The organism is Pseudomonas sp. UBA4617 (genome assembly GCF_002386445.1).
Taxonomy (GTDB): domain Bacteria; phylum Pseudomonadota; class Gammaproteobacteria; order Pseudomonadales; family Pseudomonadaceae; genus Aquipseudomonas.
In genome coordinates this window covers 47,001-70,741 of sequence record NZ_DGIR01000041.1, presented here as the reverse complement: position 1 = coordinate 70,741, position 23,741 = coordinate 47,001, and the positions used below count along the sequence as shown (strand labels likewise).

Annotated in this window: 18 protein-coding genes, 2 tRNA genes and 1 pseudogene; 4 read left to right on the top strand and 17 right to left on the bottom strand. The window is 56.1% G+C overall.

Features of this window, described 5'->3' with window-relative positions:
* The first annotated feature begins 509 nt into the window (after window positions 1-509).
* Window positions 510-800, top strand: a complete 291-nt coding sequence (locus B4L76_RS19165; RefSeq protein ID WP_296234679.1) for a hypothetical protein — start codon at window positions 510-512, stop codon at window positions 798-800.
* A gap of 12 nt (window positions 801-812) precedes the next feature.
* Here B4L76_RS19165 and B4L76_RS19160 read toward each other — a convergent pair whose 3' ends face one another.
* From B4L76_RS19160 to mobC, 11 genes are all read right to left on the bottom strand, one after another.
* Window positions 813-1,274, bottom strand: coding sequence for an Lrp/AsnC family transcriptional regulator (locus B4L76_RS19160; RefSeq protein ID WP_296234678.1), 462 nt, complete (start codon window positions 1,272-1,274; stop codon window positions 813-815).
* Between the two features lie 125 nt (window positions 1,275-1,399).
* Window positions 1,400-2,440, bottom strand: a complete 1,041-nt coding sequence (locus B4L76_RS19155; protein WP_296234676.1) for a MerR family transcriptional regulator — start codon at window positions 2,438-2,440, stop codon at window positions 1,400-1,402.
* A 38-nt stretch (window positions 2,441-2,478) separates the two neighbouring features.
* Window positions 2,479-3,348 carry a class I SAM-dependent methyltransferase gene (locus B4L76_RS19150; protein WP_296234675.1) on the bottom strand — a complete coding sequence of 290 codons (870 nt, stop codon included), beginning with the start codon at window positions 3,346-3,348 and terminating at the stop codon, window positions 2,479-2,481.
* 155 nt (window positions 3,349-3,503) lie between these two features.
* Window positions 3,504-4,625 (bottom strand): Fic family protein, encoded by a 1,122-nt coding sequence (locus tag B4L76_RS19145; protein WP_296234674.1) that lies wholly within the window; start codon window positions 4,623-4,625, stop codon window positions 3,504-3,506.
* Window positions 4,626-4,815: 190 nt separating this feature from the next.
* Window positions 4,816-4,930: transfer RNA gene (locus B4L76_RS19140), tRNA-OTHER, on the bottom strand.
* Window positions 4,931-5,144: 214 nt separating this feature from the next.
* Entirely contained in the window at window positions 5,145-6,407 is a 1,263-nt protein-coding gene (locus tag B4L76_RS19135) for a hypothetical protein (RefSeq protein WP_296234673.1), read from the bottom strand.
* Window positions 6,408-6,484: 77 nt separating this feature from the next.
* Window positions 6,485-8,509, bottom strand: a complete 2,025-nt coding sequence (locus tag B4L76_RS19130; protein WP_296234671.1) for an AAA family ATPase — start codon at window positions 8,507-8,509, stop codon at window positions 6,485-6,487.
* Complete coding sequence (locus B4L76_RS19125) at window positions 8,509-9,018, bottom strand: ABC-three component system middle component 4 (RefSeq protein ID WP_296234669.1); 510 nt, start codon at window positions 9,016-9,018, stop codon at window positions 8,509-8,511. The genes B4L76_RS19130 and B4L76_RS19125 overlap by 1 nt, the downstream gene beginning before the upstream one ends.
* A complete protein-coding gene (locus B4L76_RS19120) occupies window positions 9,011-10,243 on the bottom strand; it encodes an ABC-three component system protein (RefSeq protein ID WP_296234667.1) in 1,233 nt (410 codons plus the stop codon). The genes B4L76_RS19125 and B4L76_RS19120 overlap by 8 nt, the downstream gene beginning before the upstream one ends.
* Before the next feature lie 24 nt (window positions 10,244-10,267).
* Window positions 10,268-10,669: a hypothetical protein gene (locus tag B4L76_RS19115; RefSeq protein WP_296234665.1), complete on the bottom strand. Its 402-nt coding sequence runs from the start codon at window positions 10,667-10,669 to the stop codon at window positions 10,268-10,270.
* A 242-nt stretch (window positions 10,670-10,911) separates the two neighbouring features.
* The gene (gene mobC, locus B4L76_RS19110; RefSeq protein WP_296234754.1) at window positions 10,912-11,073 is read right to left on the bottom strand and encodes a plasmid mobilization relaxosome protein MobC; all 162 of its coding nucleotides are present in this window, start codon (window positions 11,071-11,073) and stop codon (window positions 10,912-10,914) included.
* Window positions 11,074-11,144: 71 nt separating this feature from the next.
* Here mobC and B4L76_RS19105 point away from each other — a divergent pair.
* A pseudogene (locus B4L76_RS19105) lies at window positions 11,145-12,282 on the top strand (IS3 family transposase).
* A 75-nt stretch (window positions 12,283-12,357) separates the two neighbouring features.
* A complete protein-coding gene (locus tag B4L76_RS19100) occupies window positions 12,358-13,398 on the top strand; it encodes a hypothetical protein (RefSeq protein WP_296234663.1) in 1,041 nt (346 codons plus the stop codon).
* Window positions 13,399-13,493: 95 nt separating this feature from the next.
* Here the strand turns inward: B4L76_RS19100 and B4L76_RS19095 are convergent.
* From B4L76_RS19095 to rpsU, 5 genes are all read right to left on the bottom strand, one after another.
* Window positions 13,494-13,570 (bottom strand) — tRNA-Ile (locus tag B4L76_RS19095).
* Window positions 13,571-13,586: 16 nt separating this feature from the next.
* Window positions 13,587-17,330: an EAL domain-containing protein gene (locus tag B4L76_RS19090; RefSeq protein ID WP_296234661.1), complete on the bottom strand. Its 3,744-nt coding sequence runs from the start codon at window positions 17,328-17,330 to the stop codon at window positions 13,587-13,589.
* A gap of 153 nt (window positions 17,331-17,483) precedes the next feature.
* A complete protein-coding gene (rpoD, locus tag B4L76_RS19085) occupies window positions 17,484-19,334 on the bottom strand; it encodes an RNA polymerase sigma factor RpoD (RefSeq protein ID WP_296234659.1) in 1,851 nt (616 codons plus the stop codon).
* Window positions 19,335-19,401: 67 nt separating this feature from the next.
* Window positions 19,402-21,384: a DNA primase gene (gene dnaG / locus B4L76_RS19080; RefSeq protein ID WP_296234657.1), complete on the bottom strand. Its 1,983-nt coding sequence runs from the start codon at window positions 21,382-21,384 to the stop codon at window positions 19,402-19,404.
* Window positions 21,385-21,687: 303 nt separating this feature from the next.
* Complete coding sequence (rpsU, locus tag B4L76_RS19075; RefSeq protein ID WP_003255575.1) at window positions 21,688-21,903, bottom strand: 30S ribosomal protein S21; 216 nt, start codon at window positions 21,901-21,903, stop codon at window positions 21,688-21,690.
* Window positions 21,904-22,107: 204 nt separating this feature from the next.
* Between rpsU and tsaD the strand changes: the two genes are divergently transcribed.
* Entirely contained in the window at window positions 22,108-23,133 is a 1,026-nt protein-coding gene (gene tsaD / locus B4L76_RS19070; RefSeq protein WP_296234656.1) for a tRNA (adenosine(37)-N6)-threonylcarbamoyltransferase complex transferase subunit TsaD, read from the top strand.
* A 3-nt stretch (window positions 23,134-23,136) separates the two neighbouring features.
* Here tsaD and plsY read toward each other — a convergent pair whose 3' ends face one another.
* Window positions 23,137-23,706: a glycerol-3-phosphate 1-O-acyltransferase PlsY gene (plsY, locus tag B4L76_RS19065; RefSeq protein WP_296234655.1), complete on the bottom strand. Its 570-nt coding sequence runs from the start codon at window positions 23,704-23,706 to the stop codon at window positions 23,137-23,139.
* Window positions 23,707-23,741: the final 35 nt, after the last annotated feature.

The window sequence follows — 23,741 nt, the reverse complement described above, 5'->3', positions numbered from 1 at the left end:
GCCAGAGGGGCTGCGCTGGGCGCGGAGCCTGAGTATAGGAGATGCCTGGGGCCATTTTAGGGAGTGGGGTGTTCGTTATTAAGGTGCATAGTGTTGTCCAAATGTCGCTTATCTCGTCTGAATGACGATTAATTCGACGTTTATGATGGATAGCCTATCCGAAGCAGACGCCTTTCCCTGTGGGCTTTGAGTCGGAGGTGATCAGCCATTTCCTACACCCGCGCCGGGCGTTAAAGAATTACCCTACGCCCGCTATAGCCTCGGTCTGGCTGCGTGGGAAACGCCTCATCGTTAACTTCACTGGGTCGCCCCCGTTCGGGCGATCGGGTGTGAGAACCCATCTCCAACTTCGCACCAAGGCTTGTGTCATGGCAGCTGTGCGCGGGCAGGCTTCGGCCTGGCCGGATTTCCAAGTTGGCCGGTTTCTCACCCCGTGCATGGCTGCCGCCCAGTCCCGTGAGAAGGAGTTGGCCGGCAGTTTCCTCAAGTCTCAATTTGGAAATTGCATCATGAAGAGTTCTGATTCCGGTCAACCCGAAAAACTCAGACCCACCGCCGAGAAATCCTTCTGCAACTGCGACTCCAGCCACCCATCGCTGTTCGCCATCCGCCCCGGCATCGACGCCGCAGACGCCCTCGTCCACGCTTGCCTTCTGGCCCGTGGCCTCAACCAGATCGCCAGCGACTACGCCCAGCACCATGCCCCCGAGCGCAGCCGTGACAGGGTCTGGTCGATGCAGCATTGCGCCGAAAGCCTCTCGGCGATCCTGGAGGGCTTGCTCGACGGCCAGGAGGCCTGACCGCCAGCTGGCTCAGAGCGGCTGCCCGCGGTCCACCTTGCTGCTGAGGATGATCGACGTGGTGGTCTTCTCCACCCCGTCGAGACTGCCGATCTGGTCGAGCAACTGGTCCAGCTGTTCGGGCGAGTCGGTACGCAACCAGGCCACATAGTCGAACTCGCCGCTTACCGCACACAGCTGTTGCACCTGCCCCATGGCACTCAGGCGCCGCACCACCTCCTTGCCCGAGCGCGGCTGCACCTTGATCCCCACATACGCCTGCAGCCCGCCGCCCAGCACCCGCTGGCCCAGGCGCACACCATAGCCGGAGATGACCTTGTTCTTCTCCAGCCGCTCCAGACGCGAGTTGACGGTGGTGCGGGCGATACCCAGCTGGCGGGCGAGGGTGGCGACGCTTTCGCGGGCGTTGATCTGCAGCAGGGCGATCAGCTGGCGATCGATTTCATCCAGCGTGATGGAGCGGGGATCCGACATGGCAAGTCTCTACGGTTGGCCCGCTAGCCTAGCCAGCCCTTGGCAATCAGGGCAAGGGCAGCCGCAGTGGCTTTTGTTGACGAGGTGCTGTGCTGGTAGCAGGTGAGGCGTCGGGAGGGGGGGAATCAGGTGTTGGGGTTTTGGCCATCGGCACATGCAGAAACCGAAGCGACCGCGCCCTTGAGGAACGTCAGCAGACCAGGATGGAGCCAGGTGCCGATGTGCAGCTCTGGCTCCGACTCCTCGGCCCGTCGCATGGTCTGGAGGGCAGCGTCGTCCAGCGCGAGCTTGCGGCGCATGTCCAGCCACGACCTGGCGATAGCCTGCACCTCGGCGTTCGTGGTCGGACAACGAGCCTTGCGCAGGGCTTCCAACCTGTCCAGCAGGCGCGGCCACTCGCGCATGACGTCGATGTAGGTGCGTCGCAGATGTTTATAGGCGTTGGCAGTCAGGTGCTTGCGATAAACCAGCAGGCGGTGCTCACAGAACGCACTCAGGATGTACTCTGCGAGTTGTGGAGTAAAACATGTATTCGCCAGATCGGCGCTTTGCGAAGCCAGCAGATTATCTACGCGCACGAACATTCCAGCATTGGACCGCGTGTCTTTTTCCAACAGCGCTATCCAGTCGCGTGCTGCATGACGAGCAACCGATGCGCGTGGTGACACGCCCTTTGCAAGCAAAGCGCGAAGGCCATCAACCCGCCCCTGCCAAGCAGCCGCGAATTTTCCGTTGCTTCCCAGCAAAGGCAAGCTGAGATCGTCCTCGGTGAGGTGTTGGCGGTAGCATGCCAGGGCTTCCAGCGTGCTCAGGCAAGCCGCTTCGGACGGTTCCTCTTCAAGTATTGCGCGCTGTAGACGTTCCAGGCTGGCGCGAAGTTTCTGCTGACGTGCTATTTCCGCATCGACACGGGCCAACTGCGCAGCTAGCACCGCTGGAGTTGAAAGCACGCCTCCATCAAGGGTGTGGCGAATTTCATCCAGAGGAATGCCCAGCTCGCGAAGCGCCAGGATCTTGCCGAGCCTTTGGATGTCTGCCGCGCCATAAAGGCGATAGCCAGCGTCAGAGCGAACTGACGGTTTGAGCAACCCAAGGCTGTCATAGTGGTGCAGGGTGCGTACCGAAAGCCCCGACCGCCTGGCAAGTTCGCCGACTTTAAGCCGCACAGCAATGTCTCCTCATATGACCCCGTTGCGAATGTACGTTAACCGACGGTGGCCCTGTACAGGCGCAAACCGCCATCCAATGTCTGCAGGCCGTCTCGCCGGCGCACGAAGTAGCGAGCGTTGATCGCTTCAGCGTCCAGGCATTCCACTTCGCAGTACCCACTGCAAAGGAGCGTCGCTTTCAGTTCGGCAGGGTCAAACGCGCTTAGCCAAGGCTCGCCTGCGGCCGCGAATGATCGTGCAGCCATATCGTCCATCCACTGCTCGACCGGTGACAGCAATCCGCGTGCAACGCGCGCATCGAACACAATCTCGCTCTGGGACGGATAAAGGGCAACCTGGCGGACCATTGCCAGCGCGACGGAGGTTTCCAGGTAGGGAAGTACGCCCAGGCAACTGAAAAAGGTCGGGCGTCCCGGGTCGATTCCATGTTTATCGAGCACTGCTGGCAAAAGAACTTCAGCAAGGTCTGCGGCAACGAAGGCGACGTTGGAAGGGATCGCGACACCGCTCTCTTGCAAACGCTCCAGTTTCCATTGCTGGATCTCTGCCTGATCCAGCTCAACGCATCTGACGCTGTCGGGAAGGCGGAGGGACAGCGTGTCCAGCCCTGCTCCGAGGATCACGACCTGGCGCAGCCCAGCGCTTATGGCGAGGGCCACTCGGTCTTCCACCAGCTTGCTGCGTGCGACCACGGCCGCGCGCAGCGTACGGAGCATCGGCGCATTGTAGGCATAGGGGTCGACGACCGTTTGCCGTGCCAGGCTGCTGCCCAGTACGTCGAACGCGTGCCTGTCCTGCAATAGCGTGGGTTCATCGAGAAGTTGGTGGGCCGCACGCGCAAGGGCCATGGTAAGTGCTGACCGGCGGCGGGGAATGCCCTCGAGAAGGGGTTGTTGTTTCATCATTACCGTTACATCCCATCACGTCTGGTTGACCATACGCATGGTCAAGCCTCCCGTAGCGTGAGGGTCAAGTCCGCTTACGCGTTCTGTTGGTGCGGGGGTGGCCATTGTTCTACGGGCTGATGAAGCAGTGCGGCAGATGAGAGTGGTTCAGCTGCTCAGCGTGTTATCTGATAGCGTGTGCTGCGCCCGCCACCAGGCAGCCGTTCGATACAGCCCTTTTCCAGCAAGTCGCTCAGGTGACGGGTCGCGGTGGCTTTGGATACCTTGGCTACCGCTTGGTACTGAGCGGCGCTGATGCCATTTTCAAAGCCACGTTCTCCACCATCCAGCAGGTGATTGAGCACTTTGACCTGCTCTACCGACAACGCCTGGCTGCGATGCGCCTGCCAGAAGCGTGCCTTGGCCAGCACGCGATCGATACGAGCAAGGGCCTGATCCAGGCTGTTGAGCAAGGTCGCGAGGAACCATTGCAGCCAGGCGGTGATGTTCAGGAAGCCTTTCTGGCTGGCCTCGAGGATGTGGTAGTAACCGGTGCGGTCATCGAGGATGCTTGCGGACATGGCGTAAAAGCGGATGGCCTGCTGCTCGCCCTGGGCCAATGCCAGGTCGGTGATTGCGCGCGTAAGGCGACCGTTGCCGTCATCGAAGGGGTGCAAGGTAACGAACCACAAATGAGCGACGCCCGCGCGTACAAAGGGGTCGAGGCTCGTATCACTGCGACTGCGCTCGAACCAGGCGAGGAATTCTGCCAGTTGCGCTTCCAGCCCTGCGCGAGGAGGGGCTTCGAAATGTACGGTAGGGCGGTCGATCCGGCCTGATATGACCTGCATCGGCTCATCGCCACGCAGTGCGCCGATGTGTAACGGTCGAGCCAGCAGTTGCTCGTCGCGGGGGAATAACCAACGGTGCCAGGTGAACAGTCGCTGTTCGTCCAGCGCTTGCTGGTGGGCACGGGTGGCGTCGAGCAGGAGTTCCGCCAGGCCTTCGGAGCGTGAGGTGGTGCGGCCTTCTTCCTTCAACCCCAAGCGCCGTGCCAGTGATGAGCGTACCGAACCGACATTCAGTTGTTCGCCCTCAATGGCAGAAGAGGTGATGATGTTCTGCAGCATGGCATCCAGGCTGCTCTGCACTTCGCTGTCCTTCCCCACCGCGCCGAGCATGCCCAGCAAACGTCCCTGTGCCTGACCGCAAGCGCGCAGCAGCGGTGCAAGCGCTTCGGCTTGCCAGCTGAAGTGCGGCCAGTCGGGCTGCTGCCAGATCCAGAGCGGGTCGTTCATAAGGTTCGCTGAGCCGATTAACGAGCCTATTCGGCTCATATGATGAGCCGATAATGCCGGCTATTCGGCTCACTGTCTATTTTCAAGGCAGGTTGTTTGGTTATTGCGGGTTGTGGAACGTCAAAGTCACCTTGCGTTTTCGCAGCGCTAGAAACGCAAAAGCCGCGCAATCGCGCGGCTTCGTCGTAGCTGGTGGGCCCACACGGACTCGAACCGTGGACCAAAGGATTATGAGTTGCTGGGCGAGCTGATATGCCTGGAGAAAGCGCTGTAAAGTGAACGTAGCTTGGCATAGCTGTAGGCCCCGTAATTCCGGATGTTGAGCTTAATCTTGAGAAGGTCGCCCAAGCTGAGCATTGTACCGCTTCCGTACCGATTTTCAGTAGAAATATCCAACGGTACTTGGAGTACGGGGCGTCTGAATGCCCACGTGTAGCTCTGCTACCAAACGGTTAGGCTGAGCAACCGGCGTACCGGGCATTCCTAAGATTGCGCGCTACAAGTGAATGGACCGTGAATTCAGTGCTTCGACTTTTTTAGTGAAAGTAAACGAGCTCGATCCTCTAAAATTATGTTCTTAACTTTCTCATGGCTTCGTTGCTTTGCTCGTAACTCGAAAGCTTCTGCTTGGAAAATATTTGAAATAGAGTTCATGCGTCTTTCACCTAGTCGAGCTAGTAGCCAGTCTACAAATTCCTCGTTAAAGAAAGGGAATGTAAGCGAAGACTTTCGGTGCATTGCCATTGCGCGTAGCTCTGTAAGTCTGAGGATGTCAGCCACATCGGTATCAAAGGTGATTAAATTGCCAAGGTAAAATTCAGCTTCAGGTAGAGTATTCGTGTTGGCCATTGCATCTAAAGCTCTTGGTAAATAAAGATCCCATGAGCAATTCTTTATTATTGCAAGTGGGTCTTTCTTATCAAGCAAAGAGTTGAGTTTTTTTGATAGCGCAGATCGGCCGCTTCGACATAATATGTCAGCGCAAACAATCAACTCTCTTAGCATAAAAATTGATAGATCTTCATGCATGAACTGCATAAGCTCTTCCATCTTGTACTCTGATGATTTGGAAGAGCTTGCTTCAATAATTTTGGTGCGTAAAATCATGCATTCCACAAGGCTTACTTGTTGTTCAATGCCCTCGCTCAACCCATTATCTAGTTGGCTTTGAAAATCAGAAATTAATTGGTCTGCCTGATATTCAGCTTGCTCTTTGTGAAGTTTTCTAAATCGTAAGCCCCAAGACTCGTCTAGAGGGTTAGGGTCTAGTGACAGTGCATGGATTGCTGCGAGAGTCATGCGGCTGTTCTCGATCGTTTGTGAACTCCAGGAACGTTGCGCCTCCCACAGATACAAATATGGATTTAGGTTAGAAAGCTCCTCTCGGTTGAGGTTTTTTCGTAGAGATAGCCCGCGATTAATCAGTTCCGAAGACGGCTTGTCGCGATATCCCAGTGCCTTAATGAAGCTTGCTGCATTGGAATCAACAAACGTACCATACCCCATTTGAAATCTTACTGGCGACAAAGTGCTGATTGCTTCAGTGTCCAATATCCAAAGTGATTTTCCGCGAAAACAGGTTGATATAAAGCCTCGGTCAGCGAACTCTTGGCGTCTAAGTTTAAATGGACCTCGATCATCAGCCGCGGCATAAATTATCCTCCAGTCCTTGAGCAAATGGTGGTTACTTTCATACGCCCTTAATGCTGAGAGCGGATCTGGAGAGGAACATACCTGATGCAGAGCGAACTGCATGTCATAGCTGGCGTGGCTGAGGTCCATAGGATTAAATACTCCTGTCAGAGTGGATGCGCATTTAATTTGGCTGCCTGGCAAATCCAGCATCGTTGACGTAACACTTATATCTGGCCATCATCTATTTGTGTAAGGGAATGCTTTTGGGGGGCGGCTAAGTCCCAGTCATCAATAAGGCCGGTCGGAAGACCATTCACTCCATTTGACCTATAGTGTGCAATTTCCAACCCTTGGATTTCGTAGGCAACGTTATGAGGTATGTCGTTGTCAACCAAAATTATCTGGCAAAGTTTGTTTTTATTGTCGAATTGCTCGGCGGTTTTAATAAGTGCTTCGAATAGGTTTTTGTACTTCTCAGGATCCGCAACTCCATCTGCTTCGTTTAGATCATCGGTTTGATCTGTGGCAGAATTTTCGGGAGTCTTACCCAAAAACTTACCTACGGTGTCAATCATTAGCAGTCCCGGAAGATTGGTGTCCTTCCGTAGCTTTTGAGAAAGGATAGCCGTCAGATAACCAATTGAGACGATCGTGCGCAGACCTCCAGAATTGATTTTCCGATACTCAGTGCCTCTCACTACAGGGAAAAAAGTTTTTGAATGAATTCCTACGCCGTTGTGGTTTTTTATTTTAATTTCTTTTATGAAGTTGTTGAGGTCAATGCCTAAGTCTCTAATTACGTTGTCGAGCGAAGGCGCATTCTTTCGAAGCTCTTCCAATTTTATTTTAAGATTCTCAATATTTCCTGCTAAGCGCGCTATCTGATCAGCAATTCCTGTTTGAGTGTTTCTTACACGCAGAGAATGCACCGCTTTTCCTCTGCGTTCATCAAGCTGGGCAAGTTCTGAAATGATCGCATCTCGCTCTGCTAAGTAAGGCGATATCGAGGTTTTTAGCTCGTCGTCGATCATCTCGCGAGCTTTGTTTTTCTCTGTGTAAAGCGCTGAAAGAAGGCTGTTGGCTATCTCCAGGTCAGCTCTGTTCTCTGCGATTAGCTGCTTCAGATCCCTAGTTCTACGGGTGATAGCTGAAAGTTCGTTTTTTAAACGGCTATCGTCAGGTAAGTCAAATTTTTCAGATAGATCTTGGATTTCGATAACTGTTTCACAAATTGGGCAATTAGTTTGCTCTTGGACGTCACGTCCGATGATTTCCCTGGCTGAAACCCCAGCCTTTATTCGCTCAATATCGTTTTCATACTCGTTGAGGAGCCGAGTGAATCGTTCAATGTTACGTAACTTTGACTTCTTTGTATTTTCTTGCTGATCTATCTTGAGGCTTATTGTGTTTAGCACGTCCTTCAGCCCTTGGTACAGTGCATTATTGCTCGTCATTCTTTTGTTTAAATCAGATACTTGATCCTTTAGCTCTGCTTTAACAAGGTCGATGTTGCTAATTTCTTCATCAAGTGACTCAGTATCTTTGAATTCCGTTTGCTTTAAAAATGAAGTAATTGCCGTATACTGACTGATCAGCTGTGTCTTATCAGTTGATTTTTTTGAGATTTCAACCTCGAGTTCCGAAGCGCTAGAATCTAGAACATTAAAAATGTATTTTAAGACTTCCCTGTTTTTAGTTTCCAAAACAGGGTTGCCGATGTTGAGCATATGAGAGCTGCCTACATCATCTTGGTCTAAATACATGAACTTAAATAAGTCTAAAAAGCTCAATCGAGCTGTTTCTGACGAGTCTTTTGTCGGTGCTTGCTTCAGCCGAACAGTAGGGAACTCCAAAGCCTCTAGCAAAAAGTCAGAAAGACTCTTGTTTTGCTCATCTCCCTTTGTAACGCTTGACCTAAATTTTTCCGGGAAAGAATTAGATATTTTTGAAAGCTCGCAGAAGTATACGTCAATGTCTTTTGACGGATTGAATAAGTCTCGACTTATGCAGTACGGTCTTCCATTGATGTGAAGTTCAAGAGTTGCGTGTTTTACCGAGGAGGTGATTTCTTTGTCCAGCTTGATTTCTTTGCCGCCGAGTAAATAATAAACAAGACGCAGAATGCTTGATTTTCCGGTGTCGGCATCGCCATAGATTATGTTGATGCCGGGATGGAAAGGGACTCGATATTCTTTTCGATGTCCATGCAGAATTAGATTCTTGAGAAGAAGACCTTCAGATGTATTCATTATGCTTCCTGCCTTAAGGCTGAATTTATATATCCATTGAGTTTCGAAGGGGGCTGTGACTGAAGCTCTGATAATAATTTGATGAAGGAAGATATTCTTTGAAAATATCCCTCGGTTAATTCGCTGGCTTTGTTTTTGCCGATGTCAGTCAGGTCGAATAAAAAACCATCGTTATTGGAATATTCTACGGATAGGAAGTCCTTTGAAGCTAGAATTTTTAGCATAGTCAGAATCCTTTCTCGGTCGAACAGCTCTTCGACGTTTGGAGACAAAGTCCCGACTGTGTAATAATCCCTTTCTTCTATAAGGATTTGATTTTTGTTAGCAAGCTTCAGGACGCTATTGAGTAAGGAAGGGCGAGTGGTAAGAAAGTAGAAAGATTGAATTTTATCTAGATTCAATACCTTTTTACGTTTTTTTGTTACGGCGAGCCCGCTTATTACTAGCAATAGCACGCCAAGATTATAGTGAAGCTCTCTCTCTGGTTGTATGTAAGGTAGCTTACTCATTTTTGTCCTCGCTTATAAGTTTTTTCAAGGACGAAGCAGGGATGTCTTTGGTCCACCAAATATTCTCGTCTTCAGAGTTTGAAAGTTGATGGAGCATTCCTTGCTTATGGATGGCATTTATGAAAGGGATGAAGGTTTCTAAAAAGCCCTTGTCTTCTTTTAGAATTACTTCGTGGACGTCTGTTAACAAAAGGCCTGAATTGGGAATGCCGTCATGAAGATACTTAGAGTAGCTAGTTTGGTATATTTTTCTGATTTTTTTGTAAAGATCGGCGAGGCGTTTTTGATCGGATGGGCTGTTAAATATTTTTCTAATATACTCGGCATTTAGAAAGACTTCTTTGGCCTCTCTTATGGAAGTTTTATGTATATCTGCGCTGATAAGCTTTAGTACAAACAGTTCGTCATCAAAATTGGTTTCGTCTAGAAGCTCTTGAAGTTCTAGATTGGACATTCCAGGGTCGCTTTTTTCAAAATCTAAAATTGTTTGTCGAACTGCGATAAAGATTGTGCTGCCTGGGCCCTCAGGCTTAGTTATACTTGTGTGATCTTCGTTAACAGGGATGATATCTGACTTTTCTTTGTCCGATGGAGCTGCGCTGGTTTTTTTCACTACTGTGTCATAAGCGCCATAAAAATATTTTGTGGTAGGTCTGAGACTTGTTTTCAGCCACTCGTCACTGATCTTGTGTATGAAGTCGTTAAGCGGGGCCAACCCTTCAATCTGAAGGTTCTCGCTTATTAGCTTTCCGTATGTCGCTGCTTCCGCTCCGTGATGTGGCACAGCTAATGAAATGAATAGCTTTATTTTCGAAGGGTTTTTATCTAACAGGTCACTAATTATCGCGCTCTTCGTAACTAGCCCGCCCATGCTATGAGCAACAATAATTATATTTTGGTAGGACTGTAGTCTGAAACGGATCTCGGTTCTCAGCAGATTTCCTATTTCTTCAATACTTATATTCTTGGCAAGTTTTCCATGAGAAGTGGAGAAAACTCTTTTGAGAATTGTGGAGACTTTTCCCGCTTTTGCAAATAGATTCAGTAGCTTGGTAAAGTAAGAAAATTGAGCAATGTCGTAGTTTTCTGAAATTTCAGGGTCGTCAAGGAGCAGCTCTGGGAAAGACTTGGCCGTTCCATTTCTCCAGGTTGCTTCTCCGCCGCAGAAACCATGTACGAACAAAATTAGGTTTTGCTTGTTATTCTGAGAGATAAATTCAATCATTGTTTTTACCGAATTATTAGTTTTTCAGAATGCATGTATTATTTGCATAGACAAAAATTTTTGGCGGCGCTTACCAATCGAGGTGTTAGCCAGCCCGGCTTCCCGGCAGTTTAGGTTCACGGTTGTTACGCGTTCGCTGCACCCGGCATCAGCCACCGAAAATGCCCGATCTGTTACCTTTGTTTTTACAACGAAGATGGTGGGATGTAAGAAAGCTGCGAGGATGGTCGAATGTTGTAGCCTGTCGCGGCCGTGTGCAGGATGACGGGCGTCTAGCTTTCTAGCTCTGAGGGCGAAGTAGCCCCTTAGAAGCTCGTGCATGCAGCCCTTGAGTAGAGGCGTTTTGATCAACCAGATGAGCATCGCCACCCGAGTGACCCTGGTCGGCGTGCCCTGCACTCGGGCGTCGAAGGGGTTGAATTCCATTTTCTGATCTTCGGTAGTCGTGAGCTAACCGAATCTTACCGAATCTTCATGTGATGGCACGATAGTATTGCGTAATTTATGCGGATTCCGGGTGCAACGGGGGCTTTCCTAGGCATAGAGCCGAACACGATGACTGAAATGGCTTCATCAATGGTTCTGGCTAGATCGTATTCTTCGCCCTCGATCATGAAGGTCTCCAAGCGTGGATCGCTCTCGGACCTTCAGTCTCGCAAACCCCGGCATCATTCGAGGCTCCAGCGCTCAAGACTGGCTCGGATCGCGTCACTTACGATGTCCGTATACTTGTTGATAAGACGGCTAAGCGCCTCGATTCGCGCAACGGTGATCGGCTCGTAATGACCTTCATTCAAGCTCCTGGCGATCTGGTTGAGATTCCGTCCCAGGGCGAGTATGAATCGCCCCTGGTTTCCTAGACACCTCCTAGCCTCATAATGAAGCCCAAATAGGAGGTGCCATGAGTCGTCAGCGTTACCCTGAAGAATTCAAGATCGAAGCGGTCAAGCAAGTGACCGAGAAAGGCAAGCCTGTCGCCGATGTTGCCCAGCGCTTGGGCATGTCCGCTCACAGCCTCTACGCCTGGATCAAGCTCTACAGCAAACCCCAAGAGCAGCGTCAGCAAGACGATGACCAGCAAGCCGAACTGCGCAAGCTGCGCGCTGAACTCAAGCACGTGACGGAAGAGCGAGACATCTTAAAGAAGGCCGCCGCGTACTTTGCCAAGGAGTGCGGCTGAAGTACGCCTTCATCAAGAAGCACTCGACGGATTACCCGGTGCGGCGCCTTTGCCAAACCCTAAAGGTGCATCCCAGCGGCTATTACGCCTGGTTGGCCGAGCCTCAATCTGCCCGAGCAAAAGAAGATCATCGTCTGCTTGGCTTGATCAAACATGCTTGGCTCGAAAGCGGAGGCGTGTACGGCTACCGCAGAATTCATGATGACCTACGTGAGCTGGGAGAGACATGCGGGCGAAATCGAGTCGGTCGTTTGATGCAGGCAGAGGGGTTGCGTTCGCAAACAGGCTATCGCCGTCGACCTGGGTTTTATAGCGGAAAACCAACCGCGGCCTCGCCCAACCACCTTGCCCGGCAGATCAAGGTCAGCGAGCCGAACAAGGTCTGGATGACAGATATTACTCATGAAGGATGGCTTCATCTGGCGGTAGTGCTGGATCTCTTCTCACGCCAGGTAATTGGTTGGTCAATGAAGCCAAGGATGTGCAGCGACCTGGCTATCGACGCGATGTTGATGGCCGTGTGGCGACGCAAGCCACAGCAGCAAGTAATGATTCACACAGATCAAGGCAGTCAGTTCTGCAGCTCAGATTGGCAAAGCTTTTTGAAGGCCAAAATGTAATCAGCAGCATGAGCCGGCGGGGAAACTGCCATGACAATGCCGTAGCCGAGAGCTTTTTCCAGCTTTTGAAGCGGGAGCGAATCCGACGAAAGATCTACGCAACGCGTGACGAAGCCAGAAGTGATATTTTCGATTACATCGAGATGTTCTATAACCCAAAACGTCGACACAGCAGCGCTATGCAGCTGTCTCCAGTAGAATATGAGAAACGCTATTTTCTGAGCTTGGAGAGTGTCTAGGAAACCAGGGGCGATTCAATTTGGCTGAGTTGGTAAATCTAAATCCGATGGCTGATAGGGTAGGCAGGTGATTTCATGAGTAATAATGCACTCGGGGTAGCTCTTCCGTTAAGTGAAGAGATCCTGACCGATATAGAATTGGGGCGCGTCTCGCTAACCAGTATCGCGCTGAAAGCCAGCCGACTGGCTAGGCTTCTGGGTGATTTTGAAAAGCAGCAGATAATGCTGTATGAGGCTAGCGGGTATCCAAGCAGTCCCAATGGTATACCGTCTGAAGTTTGGTCACTAGCGAAGATTGCTGGGCGCGTATATCAGAAGAAAATTGAAGATGAGATCAAAGAGTTCGCTCGGACCGAATCGCTTGACCAAATAGCTTTGGAAATTGAAGCCGCTCGTGAAGGTGTGAAAGCGGCTGCTGATCCGGACCTTTCAATTTCGTCAGCAAACCCCAATCAGTATGTTTTCAATCCGACGGGTAACGCTAAAGAAAGGAAGGGATATATTGATGTTATTACAATTAAGTCGAAGCTTTTAGCTGAGCGTCGAGCATATGTTCATAATTATGTTAGCGGTGTGTTTTATGAGCTCAAATTCTCCGCTGTGCCGGAGGACGTTTTTCAGCGCACGCGGATCAGAGTTGATAGCAAAGTAGGTGAGATCGTCCCAACCGCAATGAAGAAATTCGCTGCGGTATATGACAACTTGCTGTCTGAAAATGATGAGGACTGGGCGAATGCAGTTCATAGTTGCAGGCGAATTCTTCAAGATACAGCTGACGCTCTTTATCCTCCGACGGCGGATAAGGTTATAGGCGAGGGGAAAAACCAAAAAACGATAAAGCTCGGGCCGGATAACTATATCAATCGTTTAGTCGCTTACGTTGAGCAGAACTCTCACTCCGCTCGTTTTAACGAAATTGTCGGCTCCCACATGAGCTACTTGGGTGAGCGACTGGATGCAATTTTCCAAGCTGCTCAAAAGGGTTCTCATCATGTTATCGCATCGCAGGATGAAGCAGACCGCTACGTGATTTATACATACTTGGTGATTGGCGACATCTTGCAGCTGAGGGAGGATATCAAGAACGCCGAGGCTGCTGAAGGTGGGGACGACTAGAAGCGTGGACGCTTTGTGGACGTTTCCAGTCGTAGCTGAGCGATTCGGGGAGAGAGAAGCAATAATGAAAGCCACGCCCTGCGTGGCTTTGAAGGTGGTGGGCCCACACGGACTCGAACCGTGGACCAAAGGATTATGAGTCCTCTGCTCTAACCGACTGAGCTATAGGCCCTCAGTGAGTGGCCGGATTATAACGAGGGTTTCGCACCTGTGCCATCTGAAAGATCCGATAGTGCTATGCGAAGGAACCCTGCCGCAAACTCCTCGGGTGGCAGTGGCAGGCTGACGATGTAGCCCTGGATCTGTTCGCACCCTTCAGCTGCCAGAAAACGCTGCTGGGCCTGGTTTTCCACGCCTTCGGCAATGATGGTCAGCTGCATGCTGCGGCCCAGGGCGATGATCGCGCGGGCAATGGCTGCGTCGTGTGGGTCGTCGGGCAGGCCGCGGATAAACGACTTGTCGATCTTCAGGATGTCCAGCGGCAGGCGCTTGAGATAGCTCAGCGAGGAGTACCCGGTGCCGAAGTCGTCAATGGCCAGTTGCACGCCAAGTTTCTTCAACTGGTACAGCACGGCCAGGGCTTCTTCTGCCTGGCTCATGATGAAGTTCTCGGTGATTTCCAGCTGCAGGTCGCCGGCCCTCAACTGGTAGTGCCTGAGCAGCTGTTCGATACGCCGGGCCAGGTGCGGGTGGCGCAGTTGCGCGCCGGCCAGGTTGATCGACAGCGGGCCGAAAGGCTCGTAGTGCTGCTTCCAGGCCTGCATCTGGCGGCAGGCCTGCTCCAGCACCCAGTCGCCAAGCTGCAGAATGGTGCCGTTCTCTTCCGCCAGGTGGATGAAGTGCTCCGGCGGTACCTCGCCGAAGGTCGGGTGGCTCCAGCGGATCAGTGCTTCGGCACCTACCAGGCTCTGGGTCTTGAGGCTGAGCTTGGGCTGGAAGCAAAGGCTCATTTCGTTGCGTTCGATGGCGCGGCGCAGCTCATGCTCCAGGGCGATGCGTTCGCTGGCCTGGGCGGTAAGGTCGACGGTATAGGCTTCGACGCGGTTGCGGCCCTTGGCCTTGGAGCGGTACATGGCCGCGTCGGCGTTGCGGATCAGGGTGGAAACGTCGGTGCCGTCCTGTGGATAAAGACTGATGCCGATGCTGGCACTGGTGAAGAATTCGTGCTCGCCGGCCTGGAACGGCGCATTGAAGCAGGCCAGCAGCTTGTTGGCGATGGTGCTGGCGTCGCTGGGTTTGTGCAGGCCGGGCAGCAGGATGATGAATTCGTCACCGCCCAGGCGAGCCACGGTGTCGACGTCACGTACCTGCTCCTTCAGGCGTTGGGCGATGCCTTTGAGCAGCAGGTCGCCAACCGGATGGCCAAGGCTGTCATTGATGTGCTTGAAGCGATCGAGGTCGAGGAACAGCACCGCGCCCTGGCGGTTGGATTGCTGTTCACTGGTGAGCACGGCCTGCAGGCGACTTTCGAACAGGGCGCGGTTTGGCAGGCCGGTGAGCGGGTCGTGGTGAGCCTGGTAGTCGAGCTTGGCCTGGGCGTGCTTGAGGCTGGAGATGTCGGCGAACACGGCGACGAAGTGGGTGATTTCGCGCTCGCTGTTGCGCACGGCGCTGATGGTCAGCCAGCCAGGGTACAGTTCGCCGTTCTTGCGTTTGTTGTAGATCTCGCCTTGCCAGTGGCCTTCGGCGGTCAGCTGGTGCCACATGGCGGCATAGAAGGCGCTGTCGTGCTGGCCGGAAGCGAGCAGCCGCGGGGTCTGGCCGAGCGCTTCGATCTCGCTGTAGCCGGTGATTTCGCTGAAGGCGCGGTTGACGGCACTGATGCGCTGGTCGATGTCGGTGATCAGTACGCCTTCGGCGGTGTTCTCGAACACGGTGGCGGCCAGTTGCAGTTTTTCCTGCATCAGGTGGCGCTCGGTGATGTCGCGGGCGATGGTCAGCATGCAGTCGACGCCGGCAATCGGCAGGGGTCGCGCGGACAGTTCACAGAGGCGGATCTGCCCGTCGCTACGGCGAATGTGGCAGGTGAAGTCGCGCACGAAACCGTCGCGGTTGAGCTGGTCGACCAGGCGCTTGCGTTCGTTGAGGTCTACCCAGATGCCCAGGTCCAGCGAGGTCTGGTCGAGGGTCGGGTGAAGGTCGTAACCGGTCAGGCGGCAGAAGCCCTCGTTCACTTCAAGCAGCAGGCCGTCGGCCTGGCGCGACAATAGCAGGCCGTCGGGGGAGGCGTGGAAGGCCTTGGCGAATTTTTCTTCCGAGGTTTGCAGCTGCTCCTGGGTTTCCTTGAGCTGGCTGATGTCGCGTACCGCAACCACCAGCGCGGGGGTACCGTCGAGCTCGAAGGTTTCGGCCGAGGTCAGGCCGGTGAACAGTTGGCCGTTACTGCGCCGGAAACTCATCTCCAGGTTGCGGATGCCACCCTGGTGCAAGCGTTCGAGCAGGCGCGGGCCGCTGCCTTCGATGCCCCACAGCTTGAGGTCGGTGGCGGTGCGACCGATGACCTGGTCCGGGGTGAGGCCGATCTGCTCTTCGAAGGCTTCGTTCACCTCCAGCAGGCAGCCGTCGCTGTGGCGGGCAATCAGCAATATGTCGGGGCACTGCTGGAACACCGAGGCGAACTTCTGTTCCGACAGGCGCAGGGCATTCTCGGTGCGCTTGGTTTCGCTGATGTCGATCATCAGCCCACGCATCACCGGCTTGTGGCCATGCTCGATCATGCTGACGATGTTGCGTACCCACAGCGGCTGGCCATCGGCCCGGATCACCCGACAGTCCAGGCTATGGTCACGTCCGGCCGCCGTTTCGCTGTCGCAGTAGGCCTGGGCCCAGAGGGCATCATCCGGGTGCAGGATACTGGCCCAGAAGCCGGGCTTTAACCAGTCGCTCAGCGGATAACCCAGCAGGTCTTCGGCGTGAGGTGAAACGTAGCTGTAGATGAAGTCGTTGGCGTCGGCCTCCCAGGCTATGGCGGAAAGGCCCTCGACCAGGCTGCGGTAGCGATATTCGCTGCTGCGCAGCTCCTGTTCGAGGGCGATGCGCCGGGAAATCTCCGAGCTGAGGCGACGATTGATGCGAATGACCACTGCCAGCACCGCCATCAATACCAGTACCGCTGGCAGGCCATATACCAGCAGGTCGGACCAGAACATCCGTTGGTCGACCACATTGCCCACCCAGCGTTGCTGGATCTGGTTGACTTCGCCGCTGCTCATGTCGGCCATCACTTTGTCCAGAATGCCAACCAGCACCTTCTTGTCGCGTGGGGCGGCCATCGCCAGCTGGTAGCGGTAGGGCGTCTCGCCACTGACATAGAGGCCGTCCAGCTTGAGCTGGCGCAGGCTCCAGATACTCGATGCGAGGTCACCGACCACGGCGTCCACCTCATCGGTGGCCAGGGCTTGCAGCGTGGAGCTGACATTGGGCAAGGCCACCAGGTTGAGGTCTGGGTGATGCGTGCGCAGCAATTCGTGAGGGGCGTAGTTTTCCACCACGGCCACCTTCAGGCCGTACAGTTCGTCGAGGTTGCGCGGCTGTGCTCCGCCCTTATGGGCGAGGATGACGATGGGGAAGTCGAGGTACGGGCGGGTGAAGGCCAGGTAGGCCTGGCGCTCGGGGGTGGACATGATGCCGGGCAGCAGGTCGATGCGGTTTTCCCGCGCCAGCGTCAGTACTTCGGTCCAACTGTGGGGTTCGACCGGTTTGAGTGCCACTTCCAGGCGTTGTTGGATGGTAGCGATGTAGTCGGCGGCCAATCCCTGGTACCGGCCCTCCTGGTCGCGAAACTCGAACGGTGGCCAAGAGGCGTCTACACCCAGGCTCAGCTGCGGGTGGGCAACCAGCCAGGCTTTTTCCTCATCTGTCAGGGTCAGGGCGCCGGCCGTTGTGTTCCACAAAACCAGGAACATCAACAGGATGGCCGGCAACAGGGACATAGCGGCCTCGCATTCAGGGGGACTGAATCGAGTGTAGACGGGCATTGCTGCCGGTGTGGGGTGGAAGGTGCAGTCTTTCTTGGAGGCTGCACGGTCCATGTCGGCGTTTCCGGAAGCGGAAAGAAAAACCCCGGCCTGGGCCGGGGTTTGTCATCACTCGTCGAGGAAGGAGCGCAGGTGCTCGCTGCGAGTGGGGTGGCGCAGTTTGCGCAACGCCTTCGCTTCGATCTGACGGATCCGCTCACGGGTCACGTCGAACTGCTTGCCCACCTCTTCAAGGGTGTGGTCGGTGTTCATGTCGATACCGAAGCGCATGCGCAGCACCTTGGCTTCACGCGCGGTGAGGCCCGAGAGCACGTCGCGGGTGGCTTCCTTGAGGCTTTCGACCGTGGCTACGTCGATCGGGGACTGCATGGTCGAGTCCTCGATGAAGTCGCCCAGGTGCGAATCTTCATCATCACCGATCGGGGTTTCCATGGAGATCGGCTCTTTGGCGATCTTCAATACCTTGCGGATCTTGTCCTCAGGCATTTCCATGCGCTCGCCAAGCTCTTCCGGGGTCGGTTCGCGACCCATTTCCTGCAGCATCTGGCGGGAAATGCGGTTGAGCTTGTTGATCGTCTCGATCATGTGCACCGGGATACGGATGGTGCGTGCCTGGTCGGCGATCGAACGGGTAATCGCCTGACGGATCCACCAGGTGGCATAGGTCGAGAACTTGTAGCCGCGACGGTATTCGAACTTGTCCACCGCTTTCATCAAGCCGATGTTGCCTTCCTGGATCAGGTCGAGGAACTGCAGGCCACGGTTGGTGTACTTCTTGGCGATGGAGATCACCAGACGCAGGTTCGCCTCGACCATTTCCTTCTTGGCGCGGCGGGCCTTGGCTTCGCCGATCGACATGCGACGGTTGATTTCCTTGATCTCGGCAACGGTCAGGCCGCTTTCGTTCTCAAGGTCGATCAGCTTCTGCTGGCAAGCGACGATGGCTGCGTCCTTCTCACCCAGGGCGGCAGCCCACTTGGTGTTGCGCTTGGCCAGGTCACCGCTCCAGGTCTGGTCGGTTTCGTTACCAGGGAACATGCGCAGGAAGTCGGCGCGTGGCATGCGCGCATCACGCACGCACAGCTGCATGATGGCACGCTCTTGCTGGCGCAGGCGGTTCAGCGCGTCACGAACACGCTCTACCAGTACCTCGAACTGCTTGGGTACTAGCTTGATCGGCATGAACAGGTCGGCCAGGGCCTGCAGGGCCTCGATGCTGTCCTTGTGCGCGCGACCGTTTTTCTTCAGGACCTTGTTGGTGGCCTGCAGCTGGTCGGAGACGGCACCGAAACGCTGGCGGGCAACTTCCGGGTCCGGGCCGCTCTCGGCCTCTTCCTCGTCGTCACCGCTTTCGGACTCTTCCTCATCGTCGTCGGACTCTTCCTTCGCAGCTGCGGCCTTGGCGCCCGGGATCGGCACTTCTTCGGTCGGTGCGGCGATGTTGTCGTCAGGGTCGATGTAACCGCTGAGCACGTCGGACAGGCGACCGCCTTCGCTGGTAACGCGATCATATTCGCCGAGAATGTAATCGACAGTGCCCGGGAAGTGGGCGATGGCGCCCATGACTTCACGAATGCCTTCCTCGATACGCTTGGCGATTTCGATCTCGCCTTCGCGGGTCAGCAGTTCGACGGTACCCATTTCGCGCATGTACATGCGCACCGGGTCGGTCGTGCGGCCGATATCGGTTTCAACTGCCGCCAACGCAGCAGCGGCTTCTTCGGCCGCAGCTTCGTCGGTGTCGGCTTCCGCCAACAGAAGGGCATCCGCATCCGGAGCACTCTCGAATACGTTGATCCCCATGTCGTTGATCATGCGGATGATGTCTTCCACCTGTTCCGGATCTGAAATATCCTCAGGCAGGTGGTCGTTGACCTCCGCGTAAGTCAGGTAGCCCTGCTCACGGCCGCGGGTGATCAACTCTTTGATACGAGACTGCTGTTGCGCTTTTCCGGACATAACACCCTATCCACTGAAGGTCTTGGCGGGCAAAAAACAAGCCGAGGATTATACCCGAGCATGGGCCTCACGCGCCAGATGAGGTCGGCGTTTGTGCGGGAACATTCCGGCTCAGCAGGGCGAGGAGCTGGGATTTTTCCTCGCAGGTCAATTCGCTTTGACGTGATTTCCTGAGCAGTTGTTCCAGGCTGCGCTCGCGTTGGCGGGCGGACAAGCTAGTTATAGTGTCGAAAAACTGTTGTTCAAGGTTGTCGGCCACGATCAGCCATTCCTTTTCCGCCAGCGCCCGTAGCAGACGGCCCTGTTCGGTGCCGTGCCAACGTGCGATCAACTGCATTGAGCTTAGCCCAGGATTTTTCTGCGCGGCTTCGATCAGGGCCACCAGCAGCTGGCTGTACAGGTGTTCTTCGTCGGCGAAGTGGCTGGCGTCTTCCACCTTGCCGGCCAGCAACGGATGGTGCAGCAGGGTACGCAGGGCGGCCAGGGTCGGCGGTTCGACCGGGGCCGGTACGCGCGGTGGTGCTTCGTCACGTTGTTGCCAGGGTTTGCCGCCCTTGCGGTTCTTGTCCCAGGGCTTGTCGCCCCATTGCTTCTTGCCGCTGCCCTTGTTCGGTTTCCAGGCCTGTTCCTGATGGGCGGCGGCGTAGTCGTGCTGCGGCATGTCGCCGTAGTCGGGGGTGTAGCTGGCCATGGCATCGTAATCGTAGCCAGGGTCGTAGTCCGGCACGTTGCCGGCGGCCGGAGCATGTTGCGCCAGCTGCTCGACCTGCTGCGGGTCGAGGCCGGTGATCTCGCGCAGGCGGTTGCGCATCAGCTGGCGCAGGTTGGCGCCAGGGATCTTTTCGATCAGCGGCGCCGCCAGGGTCGCCATGTGCGCCTTGCCTTCCAGCGAGCGCGGGTCGGCTTCGACGCCAAGTTGCTCGAAGAAGTAGTCGGCCAGCGGCTGGGCGTGCTGGTTGATGCGGGCCATGAAGGCATCGGTGCCTTCGGCGCGCACCAGGCTGTCCGGGTCCTCGCCTTCGGGCAGGAACAGGAAGCGCGCACGGCGGCCATCCTGCAGGTTCGGCAGGGTCGACTCCAGGGCGCGCCAGGCGGCCTTGCGCCCGGCCTGGTCGCCGTCGAAGCAGAACAGCACGCTGGGCACCACGCGGAACAGGCGCTTGAGGTGCTCTTCGCTGGTGGCTGTACCGAGGGTGGCCACGGCATTGCGCAGGCCCTGCTGGGCCAGGGCGATGACGTCCATGTAGCCCTCGACGACGATGATTTCGTCGAGGTTGCGGTTGTGCTTGCGTGCCTCGTACAGGCCGTACAGTTCCTGGCCCTTGTGGAACACCGGGGTTTCCGGAGAGTTCAGGTACTTCGGCTTGTCGTCGCCGAGCACCCGGCCACCGAAGGCGATGATGCGCCCGCGGCTGTCACGGATCGGGAACATCACCCGGTCGCGGAAGCGGTCGTAGCGCTTGCCGGTTTCGGCGTTTTCGATCAGCAGGCCGGCGTCGATCATCACCTTCTGCTGCAGGCTATCGGCACCCAGGTGCTTGAGCAGGTTGTCCCAGCCAGGCGGGGCGAAACCCAGGCCGAAGTCGCGGGCGATCTCCCCGGACAGGCCGCGGCCCTTGAGGTAGTCCACCGCCGCCTTGCGGGTCGGGTGGCTGCGCAGGGCCTGACGGTAGAACTCCGAGGCCGCATCCAGTAGCGGGTACAGCGGCGAATCGGTGGGCTGGCGCGGTTTGTGGTCGCGGCGGCCTTGCTCGCGGGGTACTTCCATGCCAGCGGCGCGGGCCAGCTCCTCGACTGCCTGGGGAAAGTCCAGGTTGTCGTGGTCCATGACGAAGCCCAGGGCATTGCCACCGGCACCGCAGCCGAAGCAGTAATAGAACTGCTTGTCGGGGCTGACCGTGAAGGAAGGGGTCTTTTCCTTGTGGAACGGGCAGCAGGCAGAGTAGTTCTTGCCAGTCTTTTTCAGCTGGACGCGCGAACTCACCACATCGACGATGTCGAGGCGGTTGATCAGGTCGTCAATGAAACTCTGGGGAATCAGCCCGGCCATGGCAGTCTCGTCATCTGGCAACTGGCAAGTCTAATCGCTCACGCGCCGAATGGGGCGGGTGCCGCTTGGAGAAGTACGAGGGAAAATGTGCTCGTCGCCAGCCCCGTAGGGCTCGTCAGTCGGACGTGCACGTCTGGTCATACAACAAGGAGGACCAGCTCTGACGTTTCAGGCAGGTTGCCCATGTGCAGTTCGCAAGAAGCTTGTGCTGGGCCTTGAGCTAGCTGCTCAAGTGTGAAGCGACCACTGCCATCGCCCGGCGGTTAGCCGGGCAGGGCAGAAGCTTTGCGTAGAACGCCTGTATTAGTACAGACGAACGGCGCGGCGCTGTTCGCGCTGAACTTTCTTGGCGTGACGCTTAACAGCAGCAGCTGCTTTGCGCTTACGCTCGGCGGTCGGCTTCTCGTAAAACTCGCGGCTACGAACTTCAGCCAGTACACCGGCTTTTTCGCAGGAGCGCTTGAAACGACGCAGAGCTACGTCGAAGGGTTCGTTCTCTTTAACTTTGACGGCTGGCATCCAGGGCTACCTTAATTCATTACCGGGGTAGACGTGCTCCTGGCAAAACAAAGGTGTGCTGGAGAACGTCGGTTTTCAAGGGTTGCGGATGTTAACCCTTAGCAAGCCGGAATGCAAAGCCTCTGATCGAAAACCGCTGGTCGGCATTCGACACGGGGACTATCATGCGCGGCTTCGAATTCAGCCCCCACAAGGGACGAACCCATGCTAGTACTGGGATTGGAAACATCCTGCGACGAAACTGGTGTCGCATTATATGACAGTGAGCGCGGTTTGTTGGCCGACGCCCTGTTCAGCCAGATCGACCTGCACCGCGTGTTCGGCGGGGTGGTACCCGAGCTTGCCTCGCGTGACCACGTCAAGCGCATGTTGCCGCTCATCCGCCAGGTTCTGGACGAGGCCGGCTGCGTCGCCACCGAGATCGACGCCATTGCCTATACCGCCGGCCCCGGCCTGGTCGGGGCGTTGCTGGTGGGCGCGTCCTGTGCCCAGGCGCTGGCCTTTGCCTGGGGCATCCCGGCGATTGGCGTGCACCATATGGAAGGCCATCTGCTGGCGCCCATGCTGGAGCAGAATCCACCTGAGTTTCCGTTCGTCGCCTTGTTGGTCTCGGGCGGCCACACCCAGCTGGTGCGCGTCGATGGCATCGGCCATTACGAGCTGTTGGGCGAGAGCCTGGATGACGCCGCCGGCGAAGCGTTCGACAAGACCGCCAAGCTGATCGGCCTGAACTACCCCGGTGGCCCGGAAATCGCTCGCCTGGCCGAGCGTGGTGTGCCGGGGCGCTTCGTGTTCCCGCGGCCGATGACCGACCGCCCGGGCCTGGAGTTCAGCTTCAGCGGCCTGAAAACCTTCGCCCTGAACACCTGGCAGCAATGCCGCGACGCCGGCGACGACAATGAGCAAACCCGTTGCGACCTGTCCCTGGCATTCCAGCAGGCGGTGGTAGAGACTCTGACCATCAAGTGCAAGCGGGCACTGAAGCAGACCGGCCTCAAGCGCCTGGTCATCGCCGGTGGCGTCAGCGCCAACAAGGCGTTGCGCGCATCCCTCGAGGACATGCTCGCCAGCATCAAGGGCAACGTGTACTACGCGCGCCCGCAGTTCTGTACCGATAACGGCGCGATGATCGCCTACGCTGGCTGCCAGCGGTTGTTGGCCGGCCAGCAGCAGGACCTGGCAATCAGCGTGCAGGCACGCTGGCCGATGGAGCAGTTGCCGCCGGTCTGACGGCTAGAAATGCCGCTCGCGCCCGGCGAACAGATCTCGCAGGTTGCTGCGGTGGCGCCATACGATCATGACCGTGAGCACGCTGATCGGCAGCAGGGCCTCGGGCTCGCGCCACGCCAGCAAGGGCAAGGTCAGCGGTGTGGCGATCAGCGCGGCCAGCGAACTGGTACGGGTAAGGTAGAAGGTCAGCAGCCAGGCGCCGATGGCCAGTAGCGCGGCCGGGACGTACAGGGCCATGAGCATGCCGGCGGCGGTCGCCACGCCCTTGCCGCCGCGGAAGCGGAAGTACAGCGGGAACAGGTGGCCCAGCACCGCGCACACGCCAACCCAGGCCTGCGCCTGCAGGTCCAGCCCGGCAAGGCGGGCGAGCAATACCGGCAACAGGCCCTTGCACAGGTCGCCAAGCAGGGTCAGGATCGCCAGTTTGCGGCCTGCCAGGCGTAGCATGTTGGTGGCGCCGGCGTTGCCTGAACCGCTGGAACGCGGGTCCGGGCTGCCCGCAAGGCGGCTGAGTACAATGGCGAAGGACAGCGAGCCGAGCAGGTAGGCGAGCAGCGCCAGTAACCAAAACATGCTAACTATTCCGGGCGAGGACGCCCTGATTCTAA